This window comes from Eubacterium sp. LMAG:50, from assembly GCF_008680265.1.
In the GTDB taxonomy this organism is placed as follows: domain Bacteria; phylum Bacillota; class Clostridia; order Lachnospirales; family Lachnospiraceae; genus Eubacterium_U; species Eubacterium_U album.
The window spans coordinates 204,902-227,423 of sequence record NZ_NALP01000005.1 but is presented as its reverse complement, the minus strand read 5'-3'; the positions used below and the strand labels follow the sequence as shown (position 1 = coordinate 227,423).

Sequence of the window (22,522 nt, the reverse complement as noted above, 5' to 3'; positions counted from 1 at the left end):
TTATTTTCCTACTTCCATTATTGTGCACACAATAGTATCTTTGTGTTTATTTAAATATGTGTAAAACGCCCTTTTCATTTTTATATTATTATTTTCATCCATTATTGAATAAATTTTCTGATATGTATTATTATTTTCAAGTTGTTCTTTTACATAATCAAGATTCAATTCTTTAGCTGTTTGTTCAGGATTTTCATCCATACAATAAGTTTTCATATAGTTTTCAACACCCAATTTAAATCCTACTTTATTTTGTTCCTCTATAACTTTTGATATGCCTTCTTTATAAACTACAGGTTCACCTGTAAATGCATTAATTGTAAATATTTCCTCATACTCATTTGCCGCCAAAGTATTTACTATATCTACTGCGATTCTTACTTTTTTCCGGCGTTCCATATCCTCATTTACATCAGCTATAATTGCTAATGTCTTCATTTTATTTCCATCTATGTCATACTCTGAAACAACCGTTATTTTGCTCCAGCTATAAGTACCATCAATAAGTTTAAGTCTTACAATGCATTCCATTTTACCTGGTGTCAAAATACAATTTGATACAAATTTTTTCATTTTTTCTACATCATCCGGATGAGTGTAGCCAATAATCGATTTTTTCTTAAAAATACGGTCCTGATTTCCCTCACTCATTTTATATTTCTTATATGACTCTGTCGAATAAAATGTATTATTATAATAATCCCATTCTATTATTGCTAAATCCGTCTGCTCAATTACTTTCTGAAATCTATCTTTTTCAATCTCAATCTGCCGGCTTATCTCTATACTTTTAGTAATATTTGTGGCTACAGATACGATTATATATTCTCCTTCATTGCAAATAGCTGCAAATCTTTTTCTTACCCATATCACCTTTCCATCATACCTTTCAAACTGATATATGATTTCCTGAGTCTCACCTGTAAGCATCGATTTTTCAACACATTTTTCATATTTAACCACCTTATTTTCAGGCTTTATTCTCTTTTTAATATCAGCTTCTTTATATTCATATCCATCCCTGTCCTCACCTATATTTTCGTAGAACATATCATTTGCAAATATAAGTTCTTCTTTCCCTTCTTTATACAACACAATTACCAGACTACTCCTTATAGCACTATCAATACATTGACTCAATCTTGCATAAACCGATTCTCTGTCCCATGATAATCCACCAAGTAAATCTTTTATTACTTCAAATGCTCCTTCCATTTAATCCTCCCAATATTTTTCAGTCATTTCTTATTACTATCCATCAGTATTTATACTGATTACTAAGTTTTTCTATCATATTTTTCATACCATCTACAACTTCCTGCGGTCCAAGTATCTTAACCTTATCTTCAAATCCCGCTACCCAGCTGTAAAACATTGAACTTACAGACACATCCACATTAATTGTAAATTTATCATCTTTCTTTGGAATTATCATTACATCTGTACCAAATCTGTCTACCACTACTCCTACTAAACTGTTATCAAATTCCATCTGTACATTCTTAATATTTCCGGTAAACATTCCAAATGTCTGCTTTGTATATTTTGCAGCATCAAATTTTTCAAATTCTTTTTTGCCGTCTCTTTCTTTATTTAAAATTTTAATATCCTTCATTTTGTCCACACGATAATGTCTTATACTCTGTTTTGCTGAATCAAATGCTACCATATAGTAATTTTCATCATCCCAAGACAAAGCCCACGGACTTATATCCGTTTTATTTCCGTCATTTCTTATAACAAGTTCTTTTTTTGTGTTCCACATATAATAATCAAATGCAATCTGTTTATTTTCATATATTGCATCATGAATGGCGTCTATATTGTAGTAACCACTTTTTGAAATAGCTTTCACACGATTTGCCACATAAACCTGACGTTGCAGTTTCTTAGCTTCATATTTACTTGTAAATCCTTCTAATTTCTTAATAAGCTCTTCACTATCTTTTTTTGATATGAATTTTGACGCCTGCACTACATCTACTAACATTTTTAATTCAGAAACATCAAATTTTCTTGTTACTGTTTTATATACTGTTTCCCTATTTAATTTTTCAGTTACTATTTCATATCCTACAGTTCCAAGTTGTTCTATATCGTCGTATATTGATTTTCGTTCAGCTTTGATGCCATTATCATCCAGCTTCTTTATTATCTCACTCATAGTTATTCCATGTTCTTCATCCGTATATTCATCAAAAATCTGTATAAGATATAACAGTTTTAACTTCTGTTTGCTATTTCTCATATTCTCCTGCCCTTTCACAAAATTTATCAATCATTAAAAAAAACTGCCGCACCAAGACCTTGAAATAAATAAAAATATCGTAGTTTTGTCATATCATTAACACTCAAATGATTTTACTTAACTAAATATATATTCCAACGTCTTAATGTAACAGTTTCATATTAAAAGCTTCGTATATTATCTTTTTCTTCTTCTCCGGTATTTTCGATTTTCTTAATTACAACAAAATAACTTACATTGTCATTAACTTTCACTTCCACTCTGTCTCCAACTTTATGTCCCATAAGTGCTCTTCCGATAGGCGATTCATTACTGATTCGTCCACTCATGGAATCACCTCTCATTGTACTTACTATTTTGTAAGTAAGCACTTCATCATCTTCTTCAAAATAAATGTCCACAGTTTTATTCAAACCTACTTCATCTTCTTTAGAATCATCTGAAATAATAGTTGCAGTTTTAAGAAGTTTCTCTAAATATCGAATTCTGCTTTCATTTTTATTTTTAAATTGTTTTGCTGCCTTATATTCAAAATTCTCGCTCAAATCTCCCTGTGCCCTCGCAACCTTAACATCTTCAAGCGCTTCCTTTCGAACTACGATTTTTCTATGTTCTATTTCTTCTTTTATTTTTTCAATATCACTTTGTGTTAACTGCATAACTCTACCTTCTATCTGTCCTCAACTTCTATATAATCATTAAAAGCACAGTTGCTTACATAAGCAGGTCTCATAATCTTATCAGCATTAATTATTTCTTCGATACGATGTGCACTCCATCCTACAATTCTTGCGATTGCAAATATTGGTGTATATAATTCTTTAGGAATATCCAACATGCTATATACAAGTCCGCTATAGAAATCGACATTTGCACTAACTCCCTTATAAATATGACGTTCCTCGCCAATTACTTCAGGTGCTAATCTTTCAATCATGCTATATAATTTAAAGTCCTTCTGTCTATGCTTTTCTTCTGCAAGCTGTTCAACAAATCCTTTAAATACTTCTGCTCTAGGGTCAGATACCGAATAAACCGCATGACCCATTCCATATATAAGACCTTTTTTGTCAAATGCTTCTTTATTTAGTATTTTTCTTAAATACTCTTTAATCTCATGTTCGTCATCATAATGTTTGCAATTATGCTTAATATCCTGGAACATATCAACAACTTTTACATTTGCACCACCATGTCTTGGTCCCTTCAAAGAACAAAGAGCTGCTGCAATTGTTGCGTATGTATCTGAACCTGATGAAGTAACAACTCTCGTTGTGAAAGTCGAGTTATTTCCACCACCATGTTCCATATGTAAAACTAAAGCTAAATCAAGAACCTTAGCCTCTAAATGTGTATATTTCTTATCAGGTCTAAGCATTCTTAAAAGATTTTCTGCTGTAGAAAGTCCCGGAAGCGGTCTGTGAATGTACATACTCTTTCCACACTGATAGTGATTATATGCATGATATCCATACACAGCCATCATCGGAAATGTACTAATAAGTTTGACGCTCTGCTGAATTACATTTTCAACTGATGTATCGGATGCATTCTTATCATAAGATGCTAATGTAAGTATACTCTTTGTCAAAGAATTCATAATATCAGCACTTGGTGCTTTCATAATTACATCCCTTACAAAGTTTGTAGGTAATTTTCTTTGTGCTGAAAGCATTTTGCTAAAATCTTCTATTTCATCTTTTTTAGGTAATTTACCAAAAAGCAATAAATATGCTGTCTCTTCGAATCCGAATCTGTCTTCTGCAATAAATCCATTTACAAGGTCCTTTATATTATAACCTCTGTAAAATAATCTACCCGGGCATGGAACTGATTTTCCATCAATTATCTGTGTAGATTCAACACGTGAAATATTTGTAATTCCTGTAAGAACACCTTTTCCATTTATATCTCTAAGACCTCTTTTTACACCGTATTCTGCAAATAAATTCTGCTCAACTGTATCATTTTCCCCACACATTTTTGCATACTTATCTGTAAGTGCTTTCATGTCTTCTTTGTTTAATGTCATTATTGTACACTCCTTTTCTTACTAACTTTCTAACTACTTCAAATCTCGCCTTTCATATATTCTTTAATATACTAATTTAACTGCATTGTGGATGACCCTGAATTTCATGTTCTTTCTGCCATCCTCTTTTTCTCCATCCAGTGACCAGTCAATATCACTGCTGTCTGAAATTTTAAGTTTTGAAACTTTTAATAATCTGATATGTTTATCATATATCTGATTTGTAAGTTCATTTATAATTATTCCAAGTTCGATTAAATCCTTCGGATATTTAATTAGCAATAACTCAAATAATCCATCTGCAAAATCAACTTTTCCTTCATCAATTGTCATTACACCGCCAATTGATGTGGCATTACAAATAGCCACAAATATGTATTCGCCTTCGATTACTTCATCTTCATTTTCAATCTTTAATTTCATTCGCTTAACCTGAGTTAAATCCTTAACTCCCTCTAAAACGTAAGCAAAATGTCCAAGCAGATTTTTAATATTCTGTGGTGCTGAATATGAGGCTTTTGTAAATATTCCTGCCGATGCCGTATAGACAAAATATCTGTCATTAAATTTTCCAATATCTATATATTTTGCTTTATGAGTCATCATATGCTTTGCTGCCTCAACAGGGTCTGATGGCAAATTTAGACTGTTTGCAAAATCATTTGTTGAACCCGCCGGTATATATCCTAACGGTTTTTTAAGTCTGGCTGAACGCATTCCCGCCATAACTTCATTTAATGTACCATCTCCACCCATGCAGGCAATCATATCAGCCTGACTACCGAGAGCTTTCACAATCTCTGTAGCATGCTTTTCTCTTCTTGTAAATTTTATTAACACTTCATAACCATAGTCATTAAAAATATTAATAACATCTACCAGTATATCTTCTCTCTTCTTCTGACCTGCCTTAGGATTTACTATAAATAATAGCTTCTTATATTGTTCTACAATTTCTTTCTTTTCTTCAGTAACAGTCGTTTCTTTTATATCATCCATAACCATCCTCCTGAAAAACTTCTAAATTCTATATATTTTTTGCCATGCTGTAATCATATCTGATTTTCTTAATCTGTTCATAACAAAAACCTGCTATCTAATAATTTTCAATAATAAACACCATGTCTATTATTATAAAATTAATAATTTAACAATTTATGAATATTTTGTAAAACCACCGTATTTTGTAAAATTGAAGTAAAATTCTTCAACGCTGTATTTCGATTTACTAAATTGTGGCATTAATAAACTTTATACAAATCCTTTATACTTTGACTATTGTACTTTATCTAATTTGACCTTTTCCATATATTTTATATTTAAATGACTGCAGTTCAGGCAGCCCTATAGGTCCTCTTGCATGAAGCTTTTGAGTTGAAATTCCAATTTCAGCTCCAAATCCAAATTCTCCACCATCTGTAAATCTTGTACTTGCATTTACATAAACAGCCGCTGAATCTACTTCATTTAAGAACTTCTCTGCTGTTTCTTTATTCTCAGTAACGATACATTCACTATGATGTGTGCTGTATTTGTAAATATGGTCAATTGCCTCATCCACATTATTTACAATCTTTACTGACATTTTATAATCGAGATATTCTGTGCCCCAGTCATCAACTGTAGCTTCTTTTATATCAGGAGCAATTGCTCTTGAATCTTTATCGCCTATCAAAACAACATCCTTTGTATCAAGTCTCTGTTTAATTCTTGTAAGAGCTTCCTTTGCAACATCTTTATGTATCAAAAGACTTTCTGCTGCATTGCAAACCGATGGTCGCTGAGTTTTTGCATTAAACACTATATCTACTGCCTTATCTAAATCTGCATCTTTATCAACATAAATATGGCAGTTACCAACTCCGGTTTCTATTACAGGAACCGTTGCATTTCTAACTACTGCCTGAATAAGACCTGCACCACCTCTTGGGATTAGCACATCAACGTATTTGTTCATTGTCATTAACGCTGTAGCGCTTTCTCTGCTTGTATCTTCAACTAACTGAATTACGTCTTCATTCATGCCTACGCTTTTAACCGCATCACGCATAGCTGATGTAATCATCTTATTTGAATTGATGGCTTCTTTTCCTCCACGAAGAATTACTGTATTTCCGGACTTAAGGCAAAGAGCTGCAGCATCACTTGTTACATTTGGTCTTGCCTCAAATATTACAGCTATTACTCCTAAAGGAACTGAAACCTTTTCTATTTTAAGACCATTAGGTCTTACTGTCGTATTTAAAATTTTACCAACCGGGTCAGGAAGTTTTACTATATCTTCTACGCCCTTTGCCATTCCTTTTATTCTGTCGGCATTAAGCATAAGTCTGTCAAGAATTCCATCTGACAAACCGTTTTTCTTTCCATTTTCCAAATCAATTGCATTAGCTTCTACGATTTTTTCTGTATTATCAATCAAAGCTTTAGCAATTGCAGTAAGAATTTTATTTTTTTCTTCTGTTGTGGCAACGCTAAGTTTACGCTCAGCTTCTTTTGCCTTTACACCCAATTCTTCCAACATATCTTAGCCCTCCATAATTTACTTTCTGTTCTTAGCAACGAAGAAAGTTCCAACCTGATGTCCTTCTAATACCTTATAAATGTTATCTGCATCAAATCCGTTAATTATAATTGTATCAATGCCGGCTTCTGTTGCAATCTGTGCTGCAATAAGTTTAGTAATCATTCCACCTGTTCCAAACTTAGAGCCTTTTCCTCCTGCTATTTCAAATAATCCTTCTGTAATTTCTTCCACCACAGGAATAATTCTTGCATCTTCATTTTCATTAGGATTATCATCATACAATCCATCTATATCTGTTAATATTAATAACGCATCTGCTTTAACTAATTTAGCAACAATGGCTGAAAGACTGTCATTATCACCGTACACAATTTCTTCTACTGCTACTGCATCGTTTTCATTAATAATCGGAATTGCTCCATATTCAAATGTCTTTTCAAATGCATTTATCAAATTGTTATGACATTCTTCATGCTCAACGTCTCTCTTTGTAATAAGGAACTGACCTGTTGCATGACCAAATTCGCCAAACATCTTGTCATACATAAACATTAATTCACATTGTCCTACAGTAGCTGCTGCCTGCTTTCCTGCTGTATCTGTCGGTCTGTCCTTTAATCCTAATTTTCCTACGCCTACACCAATCGCTCCTGAAGTTACAAGTGCCACCTCAATACCAGAATTTACAATATCCGAAATCACCGCAACTAACGCTTTCATTCTTCTGATATTTGTCTTACCTGTTGAATGAGTTAATGTTGATGTTCCCACTTTAATTACAATTCTTTTTGCGTCCTTTAATGTTGCCATTTCTCTTCTCCCATTGTTTTATGTTTCTTCATATTTTCGCATATGTTGTTTATTTTACCACAAATTAGGGATAAATAGAAGATTTCAGGGGGTTTTCTTTATTATTTTATATATTAAAAAAAATGGCAAAGCCTCTTTCTGAGACTTTGCCACTTAGTTTTAACTCTAAATCTTAATATAAATCTGACCAAATAAGATTTCCTTCTGCATCTACATCACTATTAGCAGAATCACCAAATCCATTTATTCCACTTGTTGTTATTACGTCCTTTGTATCAAATTCTATTATTTCCATTTCAGGACTTGTGTATAATTTTCTCATTTAATGCCTCCCATTAATTACTGTTCTGTAGATGTTTCTGTTCCTGCAAATTCATCTACAATTAATTTATTTACTTCAGATAAAGATTCATAGTAAGTTTTTCCTGTTGTTTCGTTAACTCTTTTATCATTCTTTATTGCCTGAGCAACCTGCTGTACAGTTCTTACTCCACTCATATCTGAATAAATATTCTTTACTGTTCCATCTGCATATTTAACAGCAACATAAGATCTTGCAATAAAGTTTGTTGTGTAATTCTTGATGCCTACAACAGAGCCATAATATACTCCTGTCTGTCCATTATACCAACCATTATTCTTAATCTGTATTAAATCTTTTCCTACTGTATAAACTGAATCTGACTCAATAGTTGGATTTCCTTTTTCTGTATTTAATTCACTTGTTGTAATTAATGTGCCTTCTTCTGAAATATACTTTTCAAAATCATTTGTTGCAGTTCCTGCTTTAGTTGCTGTTATTGTAGTCTGGAATCTTAATCCCGGATTATCTTTTGAAAATCTGATTCCTGCTCTTGTATCCATTGTAGCCTTGATATCAACTGCTTCAAATGTTACATCTTTTGTTACTGTATATTTTGAGCCTGGTGCATAAAGTTCACCATTCAAATCATAACCTGTTGCGTCAGTTGGGAATGTGAATGTTCCACCTTTAACCGCTGGTGTTACTTTTTCTCCTATTGTTACATTAACTGTTGTAACTATCAAGTCAGCTTCTGTAATTTCTGACTCATGACCATCTTTAACAACACTAACTCCAAATTTATATGCTCCTGCTGCGAAATTATTATCAGATAAATAGTTTACTACATCATAATTAGCATTTGTTGATTCACCAACAAATTTATTATTTACATATATATTATAATAATCGCATTCAACTGCGCCCCAAGAATAATAGTATGGATTCGTCTCACTCACTACCAATCCAACCGGTTTAGCCGGTGCATCAGGATCAATTGCCTTAGATGGTCCAACTACTTTAATTGCAAACGGTACTGTGTTACTTCCTTTTGCCCATATTTTATGGTATTCAGTTTCGCCTACACCTGCATTTATTAATTCCTGATTAATATATATACAATCGTTACCAACCAATACTTCTTTATTTTTTTTGTATGTTGGATTAATATATTCTTTGTTGTCTATTATAAGTGTTGAAGCATTTGTTCCCGTAGTTAAGAATCCAAATATATCCATATTTTTAAAATATTCAGCATCTGCTCTATTGTAATTTGGATTTCCACCATTGTGGAAGCCTCTTAATTCCTCTCGTCCCATTCCTTCTATTGTTGATGCATACACTTTAGATCCATTATTTGATATTCCATTTAATGCAATCCAGTCATCATCTGCAATTTTTTCCGGTTCGATAGCTGCCAATGTTGCTTTATCATCATCTGATAACTCTTGTGTCTGGTCAGGATTTTCTAGTGCCATATATCTCTTATTAACTATTATACTTTCTGTAACATCTTCCCCATCTGGATTTTTTATTGCATTTCCATCATTATCTAACGCTGTAACAGTAACTGTATATGTTTCTCCTACAGTTTCTGTTGTAATTGCTGAATAATATTCAAATAAATTTGTACTTATTATTTCGCTATGCACTTCTGTACCATCTGCATTAAGTGATGTCAATTTATATTTTGCAGCGCCATCAATTTTGTTCCAATCAAATCTAAAATTTGCTTGTCCTGCATTTTGTCCTTCTGTCTGATGTAAATTCAATTTATAATTTGCAATATGTTCATATTTTTTTACTATAACACTAAAAGAAACTTCGTTTCCTGCCACACTTGTAGCTTTTATTTTAAAAGTTCCCTGCTCTGAATCTCCAATATCAAAAATAGATTCATCAATAGCTATACAATCTCCGCCAAACATTGCATTACCAGTTTCATCTTTTATGTTTGCAAATGCGCCTGTATCAACAAGATTAATACTTGTATCTTCTTCATCCATTTTACTAACAGACATACTTGCTGTATCTCCCCATTTTGATGGAATAGCCAAAACTCCTTTTTTATATAACGGATGTGTTGTTCCAATTCTTCCCCATCCATCATGGTCAGTTCCTGCTATTAAAAAACCACAAAACTCATGAGGTTTATTAATTAACGTTCCTATGATATCTGATGATACCCAAGCAACAGTTCCTTTTGTTGATTGTCCACTTAAACTTGTCTTAGAGCTTGTCAACTGTACCAATCCCTCATCTGCCTTTGCTGTAGTATTACTTACTGTTATTGATGTAAAAATCATTGTTAACACTAACAGCATAGAAATAAATTTTTTCAAGTTCCTTTTCATTTTGTAACTCCCTTCTTTTCTTAGACCCCTCTGGTCCCTTTATATGTTTTATATTACATAATGTATATTCTATCACTCAAATTTGGTAATAACAACCAACGCACAGCATAAAACTGCTTTTATTTTTGTGCAAAATTTCAATATTTTCATTTCATTTATTGTTATTTTGTTTTTTTATAAAACCCTTTATTTAACGGCTTTTTAAGCAATTTTCATATATAAAATCATTTTTCAAAAATTGTTTTATTGTTATTTTTTTAACAATGTTATCGTTAGCAATCACTTATGTACTTTCGTACAATATTCTATTCACATAAAAAGAGCTATTGTGCAACTTTACTAGTTTTGCACAATAGCTCTTGTATAACTTTATATTAAATATTTTATACTATTTTCTAAATATATTTCAAAACATGTGTTTACATCACTTTATAAACAATTTATGCTTTGTATTTTACTATCTTTCTTCTCTAAAATATGATAATCCAAGACTTGCAGGTGCCTGATTGTCTTTGCTCTTACGCATACTTGAAATAATTAAAACAAGTATTGTAATTACATAAGGAATCATCTTTGCAAGGTCTGTATTTACCTTTATACCAATTATTTTTGGAAGGAACTGATATGCCCAATAGCATAATCCAAATAAATATGAACCCCATATTGCATGAACCGGACGCCATCTGATAAATATTACCAATGCTACAGAAAGCCATGCAAGGCTTTCAATCGCTGTTCCTGATGCAGTAGCCCATGTTCCTTTACTGTAATCTAAAATGTAGTAAACGCCACCAAGACCTGTAATTCCTGAGCCAATACATGTTGCAATATATTTATATTTTGTTACGTTAATTCCTGCTGCATCTGCTGTTGCCGGATTTTCACCTACTGCTCTAAGATTTAATCCTGTTCTTGTTTTTGTTAAAAACAATGTTGCACAGATGGCAACTATTAATGCAAGATACATCATAAATCCATATGAAAATAATATATCACCGACTACACCTAATTTATCACTTAAGAATGGTATTCTTGCTCTAAAAATCTTTGTAGCAAAATCAGCCTTTGTTGATACTGCTCCCTTTGGAATTACATATGTTCCAAAGAATTTTCCAAGACCAACACCAAATATTGTAAGTGTTAAACCCGTTACATTCTGATTTGCATGAAGAGTTGTTGTCAGGAAACTATAAATAAGTCCGCCTAATGCTGAAACTATAAATGCTGTTCCTAAAGCAACTAATATGCACATAAACGCATTTGGATTTCCAACTGATGTTTCATAAAGATAAGCTCCAACAAAGCCGAAAGCTCCTCCCATACACATAATACCCGGTGTTCCCAAATTAAGATTTCCTGCTTTTTCCGTAAGGGTTTCGCCAACAGCGCCAAATAATACTATTGAACCAAACACTACCGCAATATTAATCCATGATATTAAATTTGCCATCTGATTACGCCTCCTTACTTTCTTTTTTAGGGAAGTTTAATTTATAATTAATGAAAAATTCACTTCCAATTATGAAGAATAATACAATACCAATTACAATCTTAGAAGCATTTGCATCAAATCCTACAAACGTATCTGCGATATGAGCTGTTCCTTTTTCAAGAAATACTATAAGTAACGCAATTGCTATCATTATTGCTGTGTTAAATTTTGCAAGCCATGCTACGATAATGGCCGTAAAACCATAACCACCTGCTGTTGAATCAGATGCAATTGAATGGTCCTGACCCGATACTGTTAAAAATCCACAGATACCACATACTGCACCTGAAATAAGCATTGTTCTGATAATTACTTTCTTAACATCAATTCCTGCATATCTCGCTGTATTTTCTGATTCACCTACTACTGCTATTTCATAACCATGTTTTGTCTTCTTTAAATAAATATACATTAATACGGTTATTATCAATACAACTGTTACAATTATGCTATTTGAACTTCCATTATATTCGGGAAGGTATCCTGCTTTTGTTCCAGGATTAAGCATTCCAAGAGAAGCCTTTGAGCCTTTCCATATGTTGTAATAATAATCAACTAACTGCATTGCAACGTAATTCATCATTAAAGTAAAAAGTGTTTCATTTACATTCCATTTTGCTTTAAAAATTGCAGGTATCAATCCCCAGATTGCACCCATTACAACTGATGAAACAATCATAATTGTAAATAATAACGGTGTTGATAATGTTGAAAAATTAACCATTACTATCGCTGTTGATAAAGCACCCATTAGCACCTGACCTTCAGCGCCGATATTCCAGAATTTCATTTTAAATGCAGGTGCAAGCGCTACTGCTATACAAAGCAATTTTGCAGTAAAGAAAATCGTTCCTTTTCTATAGTACATATTGCTGAATACACCTTCCCACATAAGACCGAATGTTTCTCCCGGTCCAATTCCCGTAAGGCTGAATACAAATATTGTAACTACTACAAGGGATAATAAAATTGCTATAAGTCTTACTGCCCACTTCTGCCATGTTGGTATTATGTCTCTTTTTGTTACTCTTACAAGAGGTTCCTTTACTTTCGTTACCTGATTTGGCTTATTACTCATTGTCGGCACCTCCATTCTGCAAATTTGTCATAAGTAATCCTACTTCTTCTTTTGTTGTTTTTCTTGCATCAAGAATTCCATTTTCTTTTCCGCCACACAAAACAAGAATTCTATCTGATAAGGCAAGCAATACATCTAAATCTTCTCCAACGTAGATTACTGCTACACCTTTCTTTTTCTGTTCATTCAATAAATCATAAATTGTATAAGATGTGTTAATATCAAGTCCACGAACTGCATATGCCGTCATTAAAACAGATGGTGCATTTGCAATTTCTCTTCCTACTAATACTTTCTGAACATTTCCACCTGACATTGTTCTTACAGGGGCATTTATGCTTGTTGTCTGAACATTTAAAGTCTGTTTAATTCTTTCAGAAAGTTTTTTAGGTTCTTTATTTGATATGAAAAATTTCTTTCCTTCATCATAACTTCTCAAAAGCATATTTTCAGGCATTCCCATTGAACCTACAAGTCCCATTCCAAGTCTGTCTTCAGGAACAAATGATAAAGCAACGCCACATTCTCTAATCTGTCTTGGTGACTTTTCCAAAAGACTTTCTTTTTCTCCCTGATGATTAACATATGTTATCTTGCTACCATCTTCTGTTTTTTGTAGTCCTGCAATTGCTTCTAACAATTCTTTCTGACCGCATCCTGAAATTCCGGCAATTCCTAATATTTCACCGCTATAAGCATCAAATGATACATCGTCTAATATATTAATTCCATCCGGACTTTTACAACTTAAATGTGAAACTTCAAGTCTTACCTCTTTATTTTCCACTTCCGGTCTTTCTATGTTTAGTTCTACTTTTTCTCCCACCATCATTTCTGTAAGTGAAAGTTCTGTAGCATCCTTTGTTTCTACTGTTCCTACATAATCGCCTTTTCTTAAAATGGCAACTTTATCAGAAATCTCTAATACTTCGTTAAGTTTATGCGTAATGATAATAATTGATTTTCCATTTTCTTTCATATTACGCATTACTTTAAATAACTTTTCTGTTTCCTGTGGAGTTAATACTGCTGTAGGTTCGTCAAGTATTAAAACATTTGCACCACGATACAATACTTTTACTATTTCTAATGTCTGTTTCTGTGCAACTGACATATTATATACTTTCTGATTTGGGTCTACTTCAAATCCATATTTATCACAAATTTCTTTTATTTTATCTATTACATTTTTAAGCGGTTCTTTTTCTTTTAAACCTAATATTATGTTTTCGGCAGCTGTAAATACATCAACTAATTTAAAATGCTGATGAACCATTCCCACTCCGAGTTCCATTGCATCATGTGGCGAACGAATTGTTGCTTCTTTTCCATCTATTAATATCTTTCCGCTGTCAGGAAAATAAATACCTGAAAGCATGTTCATAAGAGTTGTTTTCCCACTTCCGTTTTCACCTAATAGAGATAAAATTTCACCGTACTCTAAGTCAATACTTACATTATCATTTGCAATAGCATGACCAAAAGTTTTAGTTATATTTTTCATCTGAACAGCATATTTTTGTTCCACTTTTGTTTCTCCTTGCATCATTAGATTTTCTTTGTAAAAATGGGACTGTCGCTTCAACGATTTATATTTAATAACCGCTAAAGCGACAGTTCCCTTTTATGTCTTATATAATTATGTCTGATTTGATTACTTATTCAATTCTGTAATTCCATCAATTCTAATCTGGAAATATGGAGCTGAACGGAATGATGATTCATCAAAGTATGTTGCACCGTTGTCATCTTTTACGATTGCTTCAACTGTATCTCCCTTGTATGTTACATCTCCTGTTGCAAAATCAATGATTGATAAATCAATCTTATTTGATGTAACAGCTCCGTTATCATCAATTTCAAGGTCTAAACCATTGTCCTCATTCTTCTTAACATTCTTTCCTGTTACTGTGAATTTAGATGTATCAAATACATGTAATGAGCCATCCTTTAACGCTGCTTCTACTTCAGCAACCTTATCTGCTGTTCCTTCTGCACAAGAATCACCTAATTTAGTGATTGCTACTGCATCTACATCATATCCTTCAGCCCAGTTCTGAGGAATTTCTTTTCCATCTTCATAAGCCTTGAATAATGTTGTATAGTATGCTGCCCAGTTATTTGTAGCACTTGTTAAAGCTGCTGTCTTAGCTACGTCTAACATGTCTACATTGTATCCAACTGAGAATGCTACTGTGTTACTGCTATCCTGTGCTGCCTGAACTGCACTTGGAGCCCCTGTCGAATCTGCATGCTGTCCGATGATAACACATCCGTCGGCCATTAATGATTCAGCTGCTGCACCTTCACCTTCAATATCAAACCATGAATCAGTATAACTTACTTCCATTGCTACTTTATCATATACTGATTTAATTCCTAAATAAAATGCTGTATAACCTGATACAACTTCTGCGTATGGATATGCACCAACATAACCAACTTTTACATTTCCATCTGCATCATATCCTGTTGCCGGAATCTTATCTTCTTTAACGAGTTCTGCAATCTTCATACCTGCAACTACACCTGATACATAACGTGATTCGTATACCTTTGTAAATGCGTTGTAGAAATTGTCACATCCTGAAATTGCTGCATAATCACCTGTCATAGCTACAAAATCAACATCTGTATACTTCTGAGCTGCTGCATACATATAATCCTGATGTCCGTATGAATTAGAAATAATTAATTTACATCCCTGAGCTACTAACTGGTCTGCTGCCTTACTAACTTCATCTGATTCAGAAATGTTGTACTTCCATACAATATCACTGTCAGATATTCCCAATTCTTTAGCTGCTTCCTTGATTCCGTTAATATGAGCTAATGTGTAACCTTCTGTTTCATCTCCAAGAAGAATTGCGCCAATCTTCTTAGCTGAGCTCTTATCACTACCTGAACCATTGTCAACTCTTTCTGCCTTCTGACCACAACCAACAAGGGCTATTGTCATTGCGCACACAAGCACTAAACTTAATAGTTTCTTCATTTGCTTTGTTCCTCCATCATAAAAAATAATTTCTTTCTTATTAGAAAAAATACTTTTTTATTTTATCGCATACTTTTGTTATTTGTAAACAAAATTTTACTAAATTTATTTTAATTTCTTACAAAATTAAGTTTTTTCTTTACATTTCCACATCCGTGTGTCCTTTAAATCCCTCACCAAACACTTCTGTAGCGGAAGAAACTATCATAAACGCTTCCGGATCAACTTCACTTACAAGATTTCTTACCTTTGTAAGATTCTGTTTATGCATAACGCACATAATAACTTCTGTATTTTCCATATTATATGCGCCCTTTCCTTCGACCAATGTGACACCCATATTAAGTTCGACCATCATTCTTGTAGCTATTATTTTTCGCTTATTGCTTACTATATAAACTAACTTTGCTTCATCGCTTCCATATAAAACCTTGTCCAAAATATAAGTCGATATAACAATCGCAACTCCTGCATACATTGACACTTCTATATCTTTAAAATATAATGCTGCCGCTGCTAAAATAAGTCCATCAATTATCAAATACATTTCACCGGATTTAACCTGCCTGTATTTTTGACGCAAAACTTTAATTATTATATCGATACCGCCTGTCGTGGTTTCCATTCTAAGACAAAGTCCCATTCCTGCTCCCATTAAAGTTCCACCTACTAATGCTGCTAAAATCTTATCGTGTGTTACAACATATCCCATTCTCTCAAATATTTCCATAAATGCTGATGAAACTACAAGAGTGTATAATGTTGACAACGTAAATCTTGCTCCAAATTTCCATGCACCTAAAATCATTATAGGTATATTCATAATCACAATTAAAGTACCTAATGTTATTGGTATAATTCTTGTCAAAATTACTGCCGCACCTGTCAAGCCTCCGGGTGCCAAATTGTTAGGGTCTAAAAACATAGAAATTCCTACTGCATATATACAGGCAGCAAAAGTAATAACTATATATCTGCATATGAATTTTGCTATTTTTTTTGCTTTTTCCTTATTTTCCACTTTCAATTATTCACCACTTCTTTTATAGTTCAAATTCATCGTCATCATCCAAAATCATTGTTGGCACAGCACAAGCCATTGAATTCATAGAGCAGTCTGCTGTTCCATTAACAATTTCTTTTTCAGTTGCATTCTTGTCCTCAACCTTTACATTAATATGTCCCTGTCCTTTAGCCACTCCTGCATCAAGCATTGCTACGATGTCATCAATCATCTTATCGTCATTCATTATTAACTGCCTCCTTGTAAAATATTTATTATGATACCACAATTATAATTGCGATTAATTCAAAGCAATTATTATGTTATCTTTGCATCGATAATTATTTATTAATAATATTATACTTTCTTGTAAGTTTTATTAATAAATTTATTATTTCATTAATAATTATAACACCATTATTCAAATTTCTGTTTTTTTATTTACCTTTTATCATCTCATACACTTTTTCTGCATTGATGTCATGTCCGTTTTCTTCTATTACTTTAACTATTTTTTCTATCGTTTCCCTATCTTCTTCTAAATCTTCAGCGATTTCTTCAATGCTTTTTCCTTTTTGCATCTTTTTATTTACCATAGATATTAACATTAACATTTCACCTTGCTTCAATCCTTGCTTCAATCCTTGCTCTATTCCAGCCTTTTCTCCATCACGGTACGCATCCCGCCTTACATAGCCCATCGTTTCTTCTTCATCATATTCCGTTAACAAACTCATAATTACCTCCGCCTTATGCTCTGTTAGGAAGTCTTGTAATATGTTATTTTTTATGCAGTAGGACACTGCATTTTCAACTGCTTCTTCCACCGAGTCATACTTCTTTTGATTTTCATTGATTCTGTCTATAAGTATAACATATTCCTTTAAAATTTGGCACTTGGATAATAATTCTTCATTATGTCCTTTGTTTATGTTAAGCACTGTTGCTGTCCATTCAAACTGACCTTCGTTCTGTAATGCTGAAAATGCGTCTGACAGTTTCAATATTACCTTATCCCCTAGTTTTTTCTTTCCATTGTAAAATACATAATACTGCGGCGTCGGTATTTTTATAAGCTTTTCGCTGTATATGTTAAGCTTATTTGCCTTTATGTATTTTGAAAATAGTCTTGCGCTGTAAAGAATTCCTCTTAGAGGCATGTTCGGATTCCACGTGCTTTGTTGCTCATACATTGCCATATTGCTTTGTATGATGCACGACACGTCATTTTTCATTCCCATATATATGGTGTCTTCAATTGTGTTAATTTCAAGTTCATTCTCATCTTCGTAATTCGTTCCATTCAGTGCATTAAATAATTCAAGTAAGTTTTTCTTATACTTCGTATATCCAAATAGCATGCAAAAAATCCTGTCTTTATACTTTCTGTTTATTCCCACCTTTATACCTCCTCGTTAAAGTAGTATTAGTTGCTTATTGTATGTGTTTCTTTCAATTATACATACTGTATGAGATATTTCAAGCATTTTATTTATAATCCGAGAATTGGCAAATAAAATAGTGCCATCTTGCAATGAAGCATGGCACTATTCTATATTTTTTGTAATTATGTAATTATTTACACTATATTTTTAATTTCTAAACAACTTTTATTTCTAGAAATTTTTTATTCTTAAACTTCTTATTTCTTAACAACTTTTTTCTTAGTCCATTTGCCATAGATACGTTTATTATCAACGATTCTATATGCTCTGGCTTTAACGTAAAGTTTCTTTGCTTTTGCTAAGTTTTTACTTGAAACCTTAAAGATATAAGATTTCTTATTTTTCTTAACAAGTTTTGTCATTGTAGCTTTTTTGGCAAATTTCTTTGAAGATGAAAGTTTTACCTGATAGCCTGAAATATTGTTAATTTTCTTAACTGTAATTATTAACTTCTTTACAGATGCTTTCTTTGTAATTTTTGCACTCTTAATCTTTGCTTTGCTAACTTTTACAGCCTTTGCCTGATTCTGGCCATTTATTGTATCCTGACTTGTAACTGTTGTCTTAGCAAAATCATCTTTCCTAGTTGTTGTATCTGATGACTGAGCTTTTGTTGTTTCGCCCTGTCCATTGTTTGTTGTCACTTCACCAGGTGTTTCACCCTTTCCTGTTGTCTCACCAGGATTATCTGACTTAGTTGTTGTCACTTCATTTTTAGTAGTTGTTTCCGGCTTAGTTGTTGGTTCTTTTTCACCTGTAACTTTTATTGTTGAAGAAATACCTTTTGACTCTTTTCCATTTAATACTGCTTTGACTTCTACAGTACGGGTTCCGGCATAAATCTTATCAATTGTATAATTTCCTGCTGCAACTGATGATAATTTTAATGTTCCATCAACATATACATTGTACAACTGACCTTTATCATTCTGTTCCTGTGTTGCCCTAAATGTAACTGAAATCACATTATCTGCAGGCGTTCCTAAAACAAGGCCTGTTGCATCTGTAGGTGCATTTTCATCAACTGTTGTTTCTTCCTGTTCACTTTCATAATCTGATAAATCAGGAGCTGTAGTAGGCTTTCCATATTTTACAAGAATATAAACCTGCTTATTGCCACTAACAAGTTTAATTGTGTTATATGTATTTTCAGTCAACGTATTTTTAACAGAAAATTTGAATACTCCGTTAAGCGTACTTAATGACTTTTTATTCAAATAAGCATTCGTATTTTCTGATGTATAGATTCCCTGATATTCCATGTAAAATGTATCATTTGCATCCAATAATTTGACACCTGCATTGAAATCATTTCTTAGCACTCTATATGAAATTTCAACTCCGTTAGATACTCCAAGCGACGTATATTCACTATCATCTTCATACTCCTTAGTTGTTTCTATCTCTGTAATATCATAGTAAAGTTTCAATACAAGTGAACCATCTTCTGCAATTACGCCACTCTGAACTGTGCCCTCTACTTCAGGATTAAATTTGTATCCCTGATATGTAATTGCTACAGCTGTTACTTCATTTCCAATCTTTCCTGACTTCTTTTCTGTATTAAAAAGATTGTAATTTCCATTTCCATCTGACAAATAATGTTCAACCTTATATGTTGATTTTGTTGTGACTTCTCCATCGCCTGTTGTTGTCATTGAATGTGGTTTTGCAACTATTTCTGTTCCATCTGAGAATGAAACTTTAACATCTTCATCTGTTGTGTTATAAGCTGTGTATGTCATTTCGCCGTCTGCATTTTTAAATGCACATGCAAGCGGATTATCACTTGTAACTGTCAAATCAGGTGTACCATTTTTCTGCATTGCCATAATCCAGTTAAATGCATGTGCTTTTGATTCACCTGCTTCCGGGTCACACTGTTCATCAAAATACTCCAATGCTTTGTCAGGGTCTGCCATTGCAAGATATTCACTCCAAATTTCATTCCAACGCTTTGGATTTTTTTCATTTTTACCATTATAATTCTTTTCATTTCTTTCTGCTGTTTTCCAGTTTGTTAAAATGAAGTCCTTATTAGCTGCTGCATAAAATGAAGCAGGAGTCATAGGTAAAATGTTAATTCCCTGTATCTGTAAAGGTTCATCAGTCCACCATGCTGCATAAGTGTATTTTCCACCCCATACCATTGATGCCTGACTATATTTAGCGTTTTCGCCTTTTCCTTCTGTATACTGTTCATCTAAAATATCGCCATCAGTATCAAACCAGTAGCAATTTACTGAAGATACTTCTGTTGCATATAAGTACATTCCAAGTGATGTCAATTCTTTATTACCTGTAGCCTGACCATATAAAATAAGTCCTGCCCATGCATTAATTGCTTCTGAACTTGATTCCTGGTTATTTCCATCACCAAAGTTTGCATGACCTGATGCCCATGAATGTCCTTCATATGTTGAAAAATATCTTAAAAATGGATATCTTGAATTTGAATTATTTTCTTCATAAGTTGCAAAATCTCCAATTATCTCATTGATAACATTTTCATATTTCTTTATAAATTCAGCATCACGCATTGCTACCTGTGCTGCTGCATTTACAAAATATCCGTAATGGAAATGATGATCCGTCATACCATCTACTGTATAGTAAGCCTGAGGGAATCCAAATAAACTTCCTACTTCTTTATCATAGTAAAAATATTTGTCATCATCTTCACCATCTGCTGTAAACCAATCAGCCAATTCATTTTCTATGCCTTTTAATAATTTATCAGCTGATTGTGTATCTCCACAAGCTTCTGCTGCTTCCATAACCTGAATTGCACGATTCAATTTCTTACCTGTGTCGTATGTGTTTACTTCATATGACTCTTTTGTAAGTCCACCATCATCTGTAGGACCATGTACATCCATAAAATCATTTACATATCCCTGAAGTGTAGCTTTGTCTGACTCATCAATACCCGGTAATGTTGGAAGAATTCCTGTATATTGTAATGTAGTCTGATAAGAATCACCAATCAAATACTTCATTGTTCCTCTGATTGTTCTTGCAGTATAGTCCATGTAGTCATATCCACTCATATTCTTATACTGATGTGGCAAAATTCCCATTACAGTACCATCTGCTGTACTTTCAGCCTTTTTATCAACTGTATATTTGTATGTTGTCTTAATTTCAGCACCATTCTGTGTAAATGATGTTTTTGTACCTGTTATAAAATTATAAGCATATGGTGCAAATGCATCTTTAACTTCCTGCGCATCTGCATCCTTCTTTCCATTTGATTCCATTAACCAAGCCATAGACATATAAGCTCTGTCTGATGGTAATGTAAATGTCAAATCACCCATTTTATTATCAGCATATTTTGCTGTTGCATCTGCCTGTGATACTTTTGTACCTTCAGGCAAATATACTGCATAGTAATCATAATCACTATATCCTGATATTAAATCTGCATTATCATATACTCTGATAATTAACTGTGTTGAATCTTCTAATGTTGTGCCATTATAATATGCCACTTCACTAGGAAGTGTTCTTGGTCTTTGCAATGTAATTGTGTTTCCACCTGATACTTCAAAATATGCAAACGGACTTCCCTGAACCATTGTTGTCTTCAAATACTGTGATGAATCATTTGCATTTTCCATTACAACGTCTGTTAACCACTCATCTGATTTATCAACTTTTGTACTTGCAAATGTATAGTCTGTACCTACAATAAAATCAGACATTGTTCCCATACTGTTCATCGACATTACAACAGTCTGTGTATATGTATCTTTTATAATCAAAGTAGATGGTTTTGACACATACATTCCATTTGCGGTTCCACAATATGACATTGGTATTGCATAAACACATTCCCCAAATGCAGATGTATTATAATTCCACAACATTGATGATGAGAAACCACCAACATCTATTGCATTTGTGTTTGCATCATAATTGTCTGTTGTAAATCTGTAAGTTCCCTGATTTGCCCTTGTTGGCAACTTATCTAACAACATTTTGTTTGTCTGTACAACATCTTTATTTCCATCCCAATAAGACCATGTACCTGTTACTTCCTTAGCAATACTTCCTAACTGCTCTGCCTGAACTTTTTTCGTACTTTCAGGTGCTGTAATCGGTGTTGCTACCATTGTTGCTGTAAGTAAAACTGCAACTGATTTTTTTAAATTACCTTTCATCCGCCTCCTCCTTTGTTGTATGTATTTATTAGGATTGCAAGAGTTCGTAGTATGTAACAATCCTTAAAATT

Annotated in this window: 17 protein-coding genes; all 17 read right to left on the bottom strand. The window is 33.1% G+C overall.

Going from position 1 to position 22,522, the window contains the following annotated elements:
• The 17 genes from CCC31_RS02415 to CCC31_RS02335 all read right to left on the bottom strand — a co-directional run bounded on the left by CCC31_RS02415 (position 1) and on the right by CCC31_RS02335 (position 22,451).
• On the bottom strand, positions 1 to 1,215 hold the full coding sequence (locus tag CCC31_RS02415) for a PAS domain-containing protein (protein ID WP_117908848.1): 1,215 nt from the start codon (positions 1,213 to 1,215) through the stop codon (positions 1 to 3).
• A gap of 43 nt (positions 1,216 to 1,258) precedes the next feature.
• The gene (locus CCC31_RS02410) at positions 1,259 to 2,248 is read right to left on the bottom strand and encodes a WYL domain-containing protein (RefSeq protein WP_022089888.1); all 990 of its coding nucleotides are present in this window, start codon (positions 2,246 to 2,248) and stop codon (positions 1,259 to 1,261) included.
• Positions 2,249 to 2,409: 161 nt separating this feature from the next.
• Positions 2,410 to 2,907 carry a transcription elongation factor GreA gene (gene greA, locus CCC31_RS02405; protein ID WP_117908846.1) on the bottom strand — a complete coding sequence of 166 codons (498 nt, stop codon included), beginning with the start codon at positions 2,905 to 2,907 and terminating at the stop codon, positions 2,410 to 2,412.
• An 11-nt stretch (positions 2,908 to 2,918) separates the two neighbouring features.
• Positions 2,919 to 4,280, bottom strand: a complete 1,362-nt coding sequence (locus CCC31_RS02400) for a citrate/2-methylcitrate synthase (RefSeq protein ID WP_290849315.1) — start codon at positions 4,278 to 4,280, stop codon at positions 2,919 to 2,921.
• Positions 4,281 to 4,343: 63 nt separating this feature from the next.
• A complete protein-coding gene (locus CCC31_RS02395; RefSeq protein ID WP_290849313.1) occupies positions 4,344 to 5,279 on the bottom strand; it encodes a YegS/Rv2252/BmrU family lipid kinase in 936 nt (311 codons plus the stop codon).
• Between the two features lie 286 nt (positions 5,280 to 5,565).
• Positions 5,566 to 6,804, bottom strand: coding sequence for a glutamate-5-semialdehyde dehydrogenase (locus CCC31_RS02390; protein ID WP_290849310.1), 1,239 nt, complete (start codon positions 6,802 to 6,804; stop codon positions 5,566 to 5,568).
• Positions 6,805 to 6,822: 18 nt separating this feature from the next.
• Positions 6,823 to 7,617, bottom strand: a complete 795-nt coding sequence (gene proB, locus CCC31_RS02385; RefSeq protein WP_178514990.1) for a glutamate 5-kinase — start codon at positions 7,615 to 7,617, stop codon at positions 6,823 to 6,825.
• Between the two features lie 172 nt (positions 7,618 to 7,789).
• The gene (locus CCC31_RS02380) at positions 7,790 to 7,939 is read right to left on the bottom strand and encodes a hypothetical protein (RefSeq protein WP_158562628.1); all 150 of its coding nucleotides are present in this window, start codon (positions 7,937 to 7,939) and stop codon (positions 7,790 to 7,792) included.
• A 17-nt stretch (positions 7,940 to 7,956) separates the two neighbouring features.
• Entirely contained in the window at positions 7,957 to 10,272 is a 2,316-nt protein-coding gene (locus tag CCC31_RS02375; protein WP_290849305.1) for a hypothetical protein, read from the bottom strand.
• Positions 10,273 to 10,729: 457 nt separating this feature from the next.
• Positions 10,730 to 11,722, bottom strand: coding sequence for an ABC transporter permease (locus CCC31_RS02370; RefSeq protein ID WP_290849303.1), 993 nt, complete (start codon positions 11,720 to 11,722; stop codon positions 10,730 to 10,732).
• A 4-nt stretch (positions 11,723 to 11,726) separates the two neighbouring features.
• Positions 11,727 to 12,842 (bottom strand): ABC transporter permease, encoded by a 1,116-nt coding sequence (locus CCC31_RS02365; RefSeq protein WP_290849301.1) that lies wholly within the window; start codon positions 12,840 to 12,842, stop codon positions 11,727 to 11,729.
• Positions 12,835 to 14,370 carry an ABC transporter ATP-binding protein gene (locus tag CCC31_RS02360; protein ID WP_147585602.1) on the bottom strand — a complete coding sequence of 512 codons (1,536 nt, stop codon included), beginning with the start codon at positions 14,368 to 14,370 and terminating at the stop codon, positions 12,835 to 12,837. The genes CCC31_RS02365 and CCC31_RS02360 overlap by 8 nt, the downstream gene beginning before the upstream one ends.
• A 126-nt stretch (positions 14,371 to 14,496) precedes the next feature.
• A complete protein-coding gene (locus CCC31_RS02355; protein ID WP_290849299.1) occupies positions 14,497 to 15,837 on the bottom strand; it encodes a BMP family ABC transporter substrate-binding protein in 1,341 nt (446 codons plus the stop codon).
• A 139-nt stretch (positions 15,838 to 15,976) separates the two neighbouring features.
• Positions 15,977 to 16,858, bottom strand: coding sequence for a YitT family protein (locus CCC31_RS02350; protein ID WP_243003005.1), 882 nt, complete (start codon positions 16,856 to 16,858; stop codon positions 15,977 to 15,979).
• A 22-nt stretch (positions 16,859 to 16,880) separates the two neighbouring features.
• On the bottom strand, positions 16,881 to 17,087 hold the full coding sequence (locus tag CCC31_RS02345; RefSeq protein WP_117908826.1) for a hypothetical protein: 207 nt from the start codon (positions 17,085 to 17,087) through the stop codon (positions 16,881 to 16,883).
• A gap of 190 nt (positions 17,088 to 17,277) precedes the next feature.
• The gene (locus CCC31_RS02340; protein ID WP_290849296.1) at positions 17,278 to 18,240 is read right to left on the bottom strand and encodes a hypothetical protein; all 963 of its coding nucleotides are present in this window, start codon (positions 18,238 to 18,240) and stop codon (positions 17,278 to 17,280) included.
• A 242-nt stretch (positions 18,241 to 18,482) separates the two neighbouring features.
• Positions 18,483 to 22,451 carry a glycosyl hydrolase gene (locus CCC31_RS02335; protein WP_290849294.1) on the bottom strand — a complete coding sequence of 1,323 codons (3,969 nt, stop codon included), beginning with the start codon at positions 22,449 to 22,451 and terminating at the stop codon, positions 18,483 to 18,485.
• Positions 22,452 to 22,522: the final 71 nt, after the last annotated feature.

Excerpts from the sequence above, each read along its gene's own strand:
- CCC31_RS02415 (WP_117908848.1), bottom strand. The coding sequence starts at position 1,215 with ATGGAAGGAGCATTTGAAGTAATAAAAGATTTACTTGGTGGATTATCA.
- CCC31_RS02410 (WP_022089888.1), bottom strand. The coding sequence starts at position 2,248 with ATGAGAAATAGCAAACAGAAGTTAAAACTGTTATATCTTATACAGATT.
- greA (WP_117908846.1), bottom strand. The coding sequence starts at position 2,907 with ATGCAGTTAACACAAAGTGATATTGAAAAAATAAAAGAAGAAATAGAA.
- CCC31_RS02400 (WP_290849315.1), bottom strand. The coding sequence starts at position 4,280 with ATGACATTAAACAAAGAAGACATGAAAGCACTTACAGATAAGTATGCA.
- CCC31_RS02395 (WP_290849313.1), bottom strand. The coding sequence starts at position 5,279 with ATGGATGATATAAAAGAAACGACTGTTACTGAAGAAAAGAAAGAAATT.
- CCC31_RS02390 (WP_290849310.1), bottom strand. The coding sequence starts at position 6,804 with ATGTTGGAAGAATTGGGTGTAAAGGCAAAAGAAGCTGAGCGTAAACTT.
- proB (WP_178514990.1), bottom strand. The coding sequence starts at position 7,617 with ATGGCAACATTAAAGGACGCAAAAAGAATTGTAATTAAAGTGGGAACA.
- CCC31_RS02380 (WP_158562628.1), bottom strand. The coding sequence starts at position 7,939 with ATGAGAAAATTATACACAAGTCCTGAAATGGAAATAATAGAATTTGAT.
- CCC31_RS02375 (WP_290849305.1), bottom strand. The coding sequence starts at position 10,272 with ATGAAAAGGAACTTGAAAAAATTTATTTCTATGCTGTTAGTGTTAACA.
- CCC31_RS02370 (WP_290849303.1), bottom strand. The coding sequence starts at position 11,722 with ATGGCAAATTTAATATCATGGATTAATATTGCGGTAGTGTTTGGTTCA.
- CCC31_RS02365 (WP_290849301.1), bottom strand. The coding sequence starts at position 12,842 with ATGAGTAATAAGCCAAATCAGGTAACGAAAGTAAAGGAACCTCTTGTA.
- CCC31_RS02355 (WP_290849299.1), bottom strand. The coding sequence starts at position 15,837 with ATGAAGAAACTATTAAGTTTAGTGCTTGTGTGCGCAATGACAATAGCC.
- CCC31_RS02345 (WP_117908826.1), bottom strand. The coding sequence starts at position 17,087 with ATGAATGACGATAAGATGATTGATGACATCGTAGCAATGCTTGATGCA.
- CCC31_RS02335 (WP_290849294.1), bottom strand. The coding sequence starts at position 22,451 with ATGAAAGGTAATTTAAAAAAATCAGTTGCAGTTTTACTTACAGCAACA.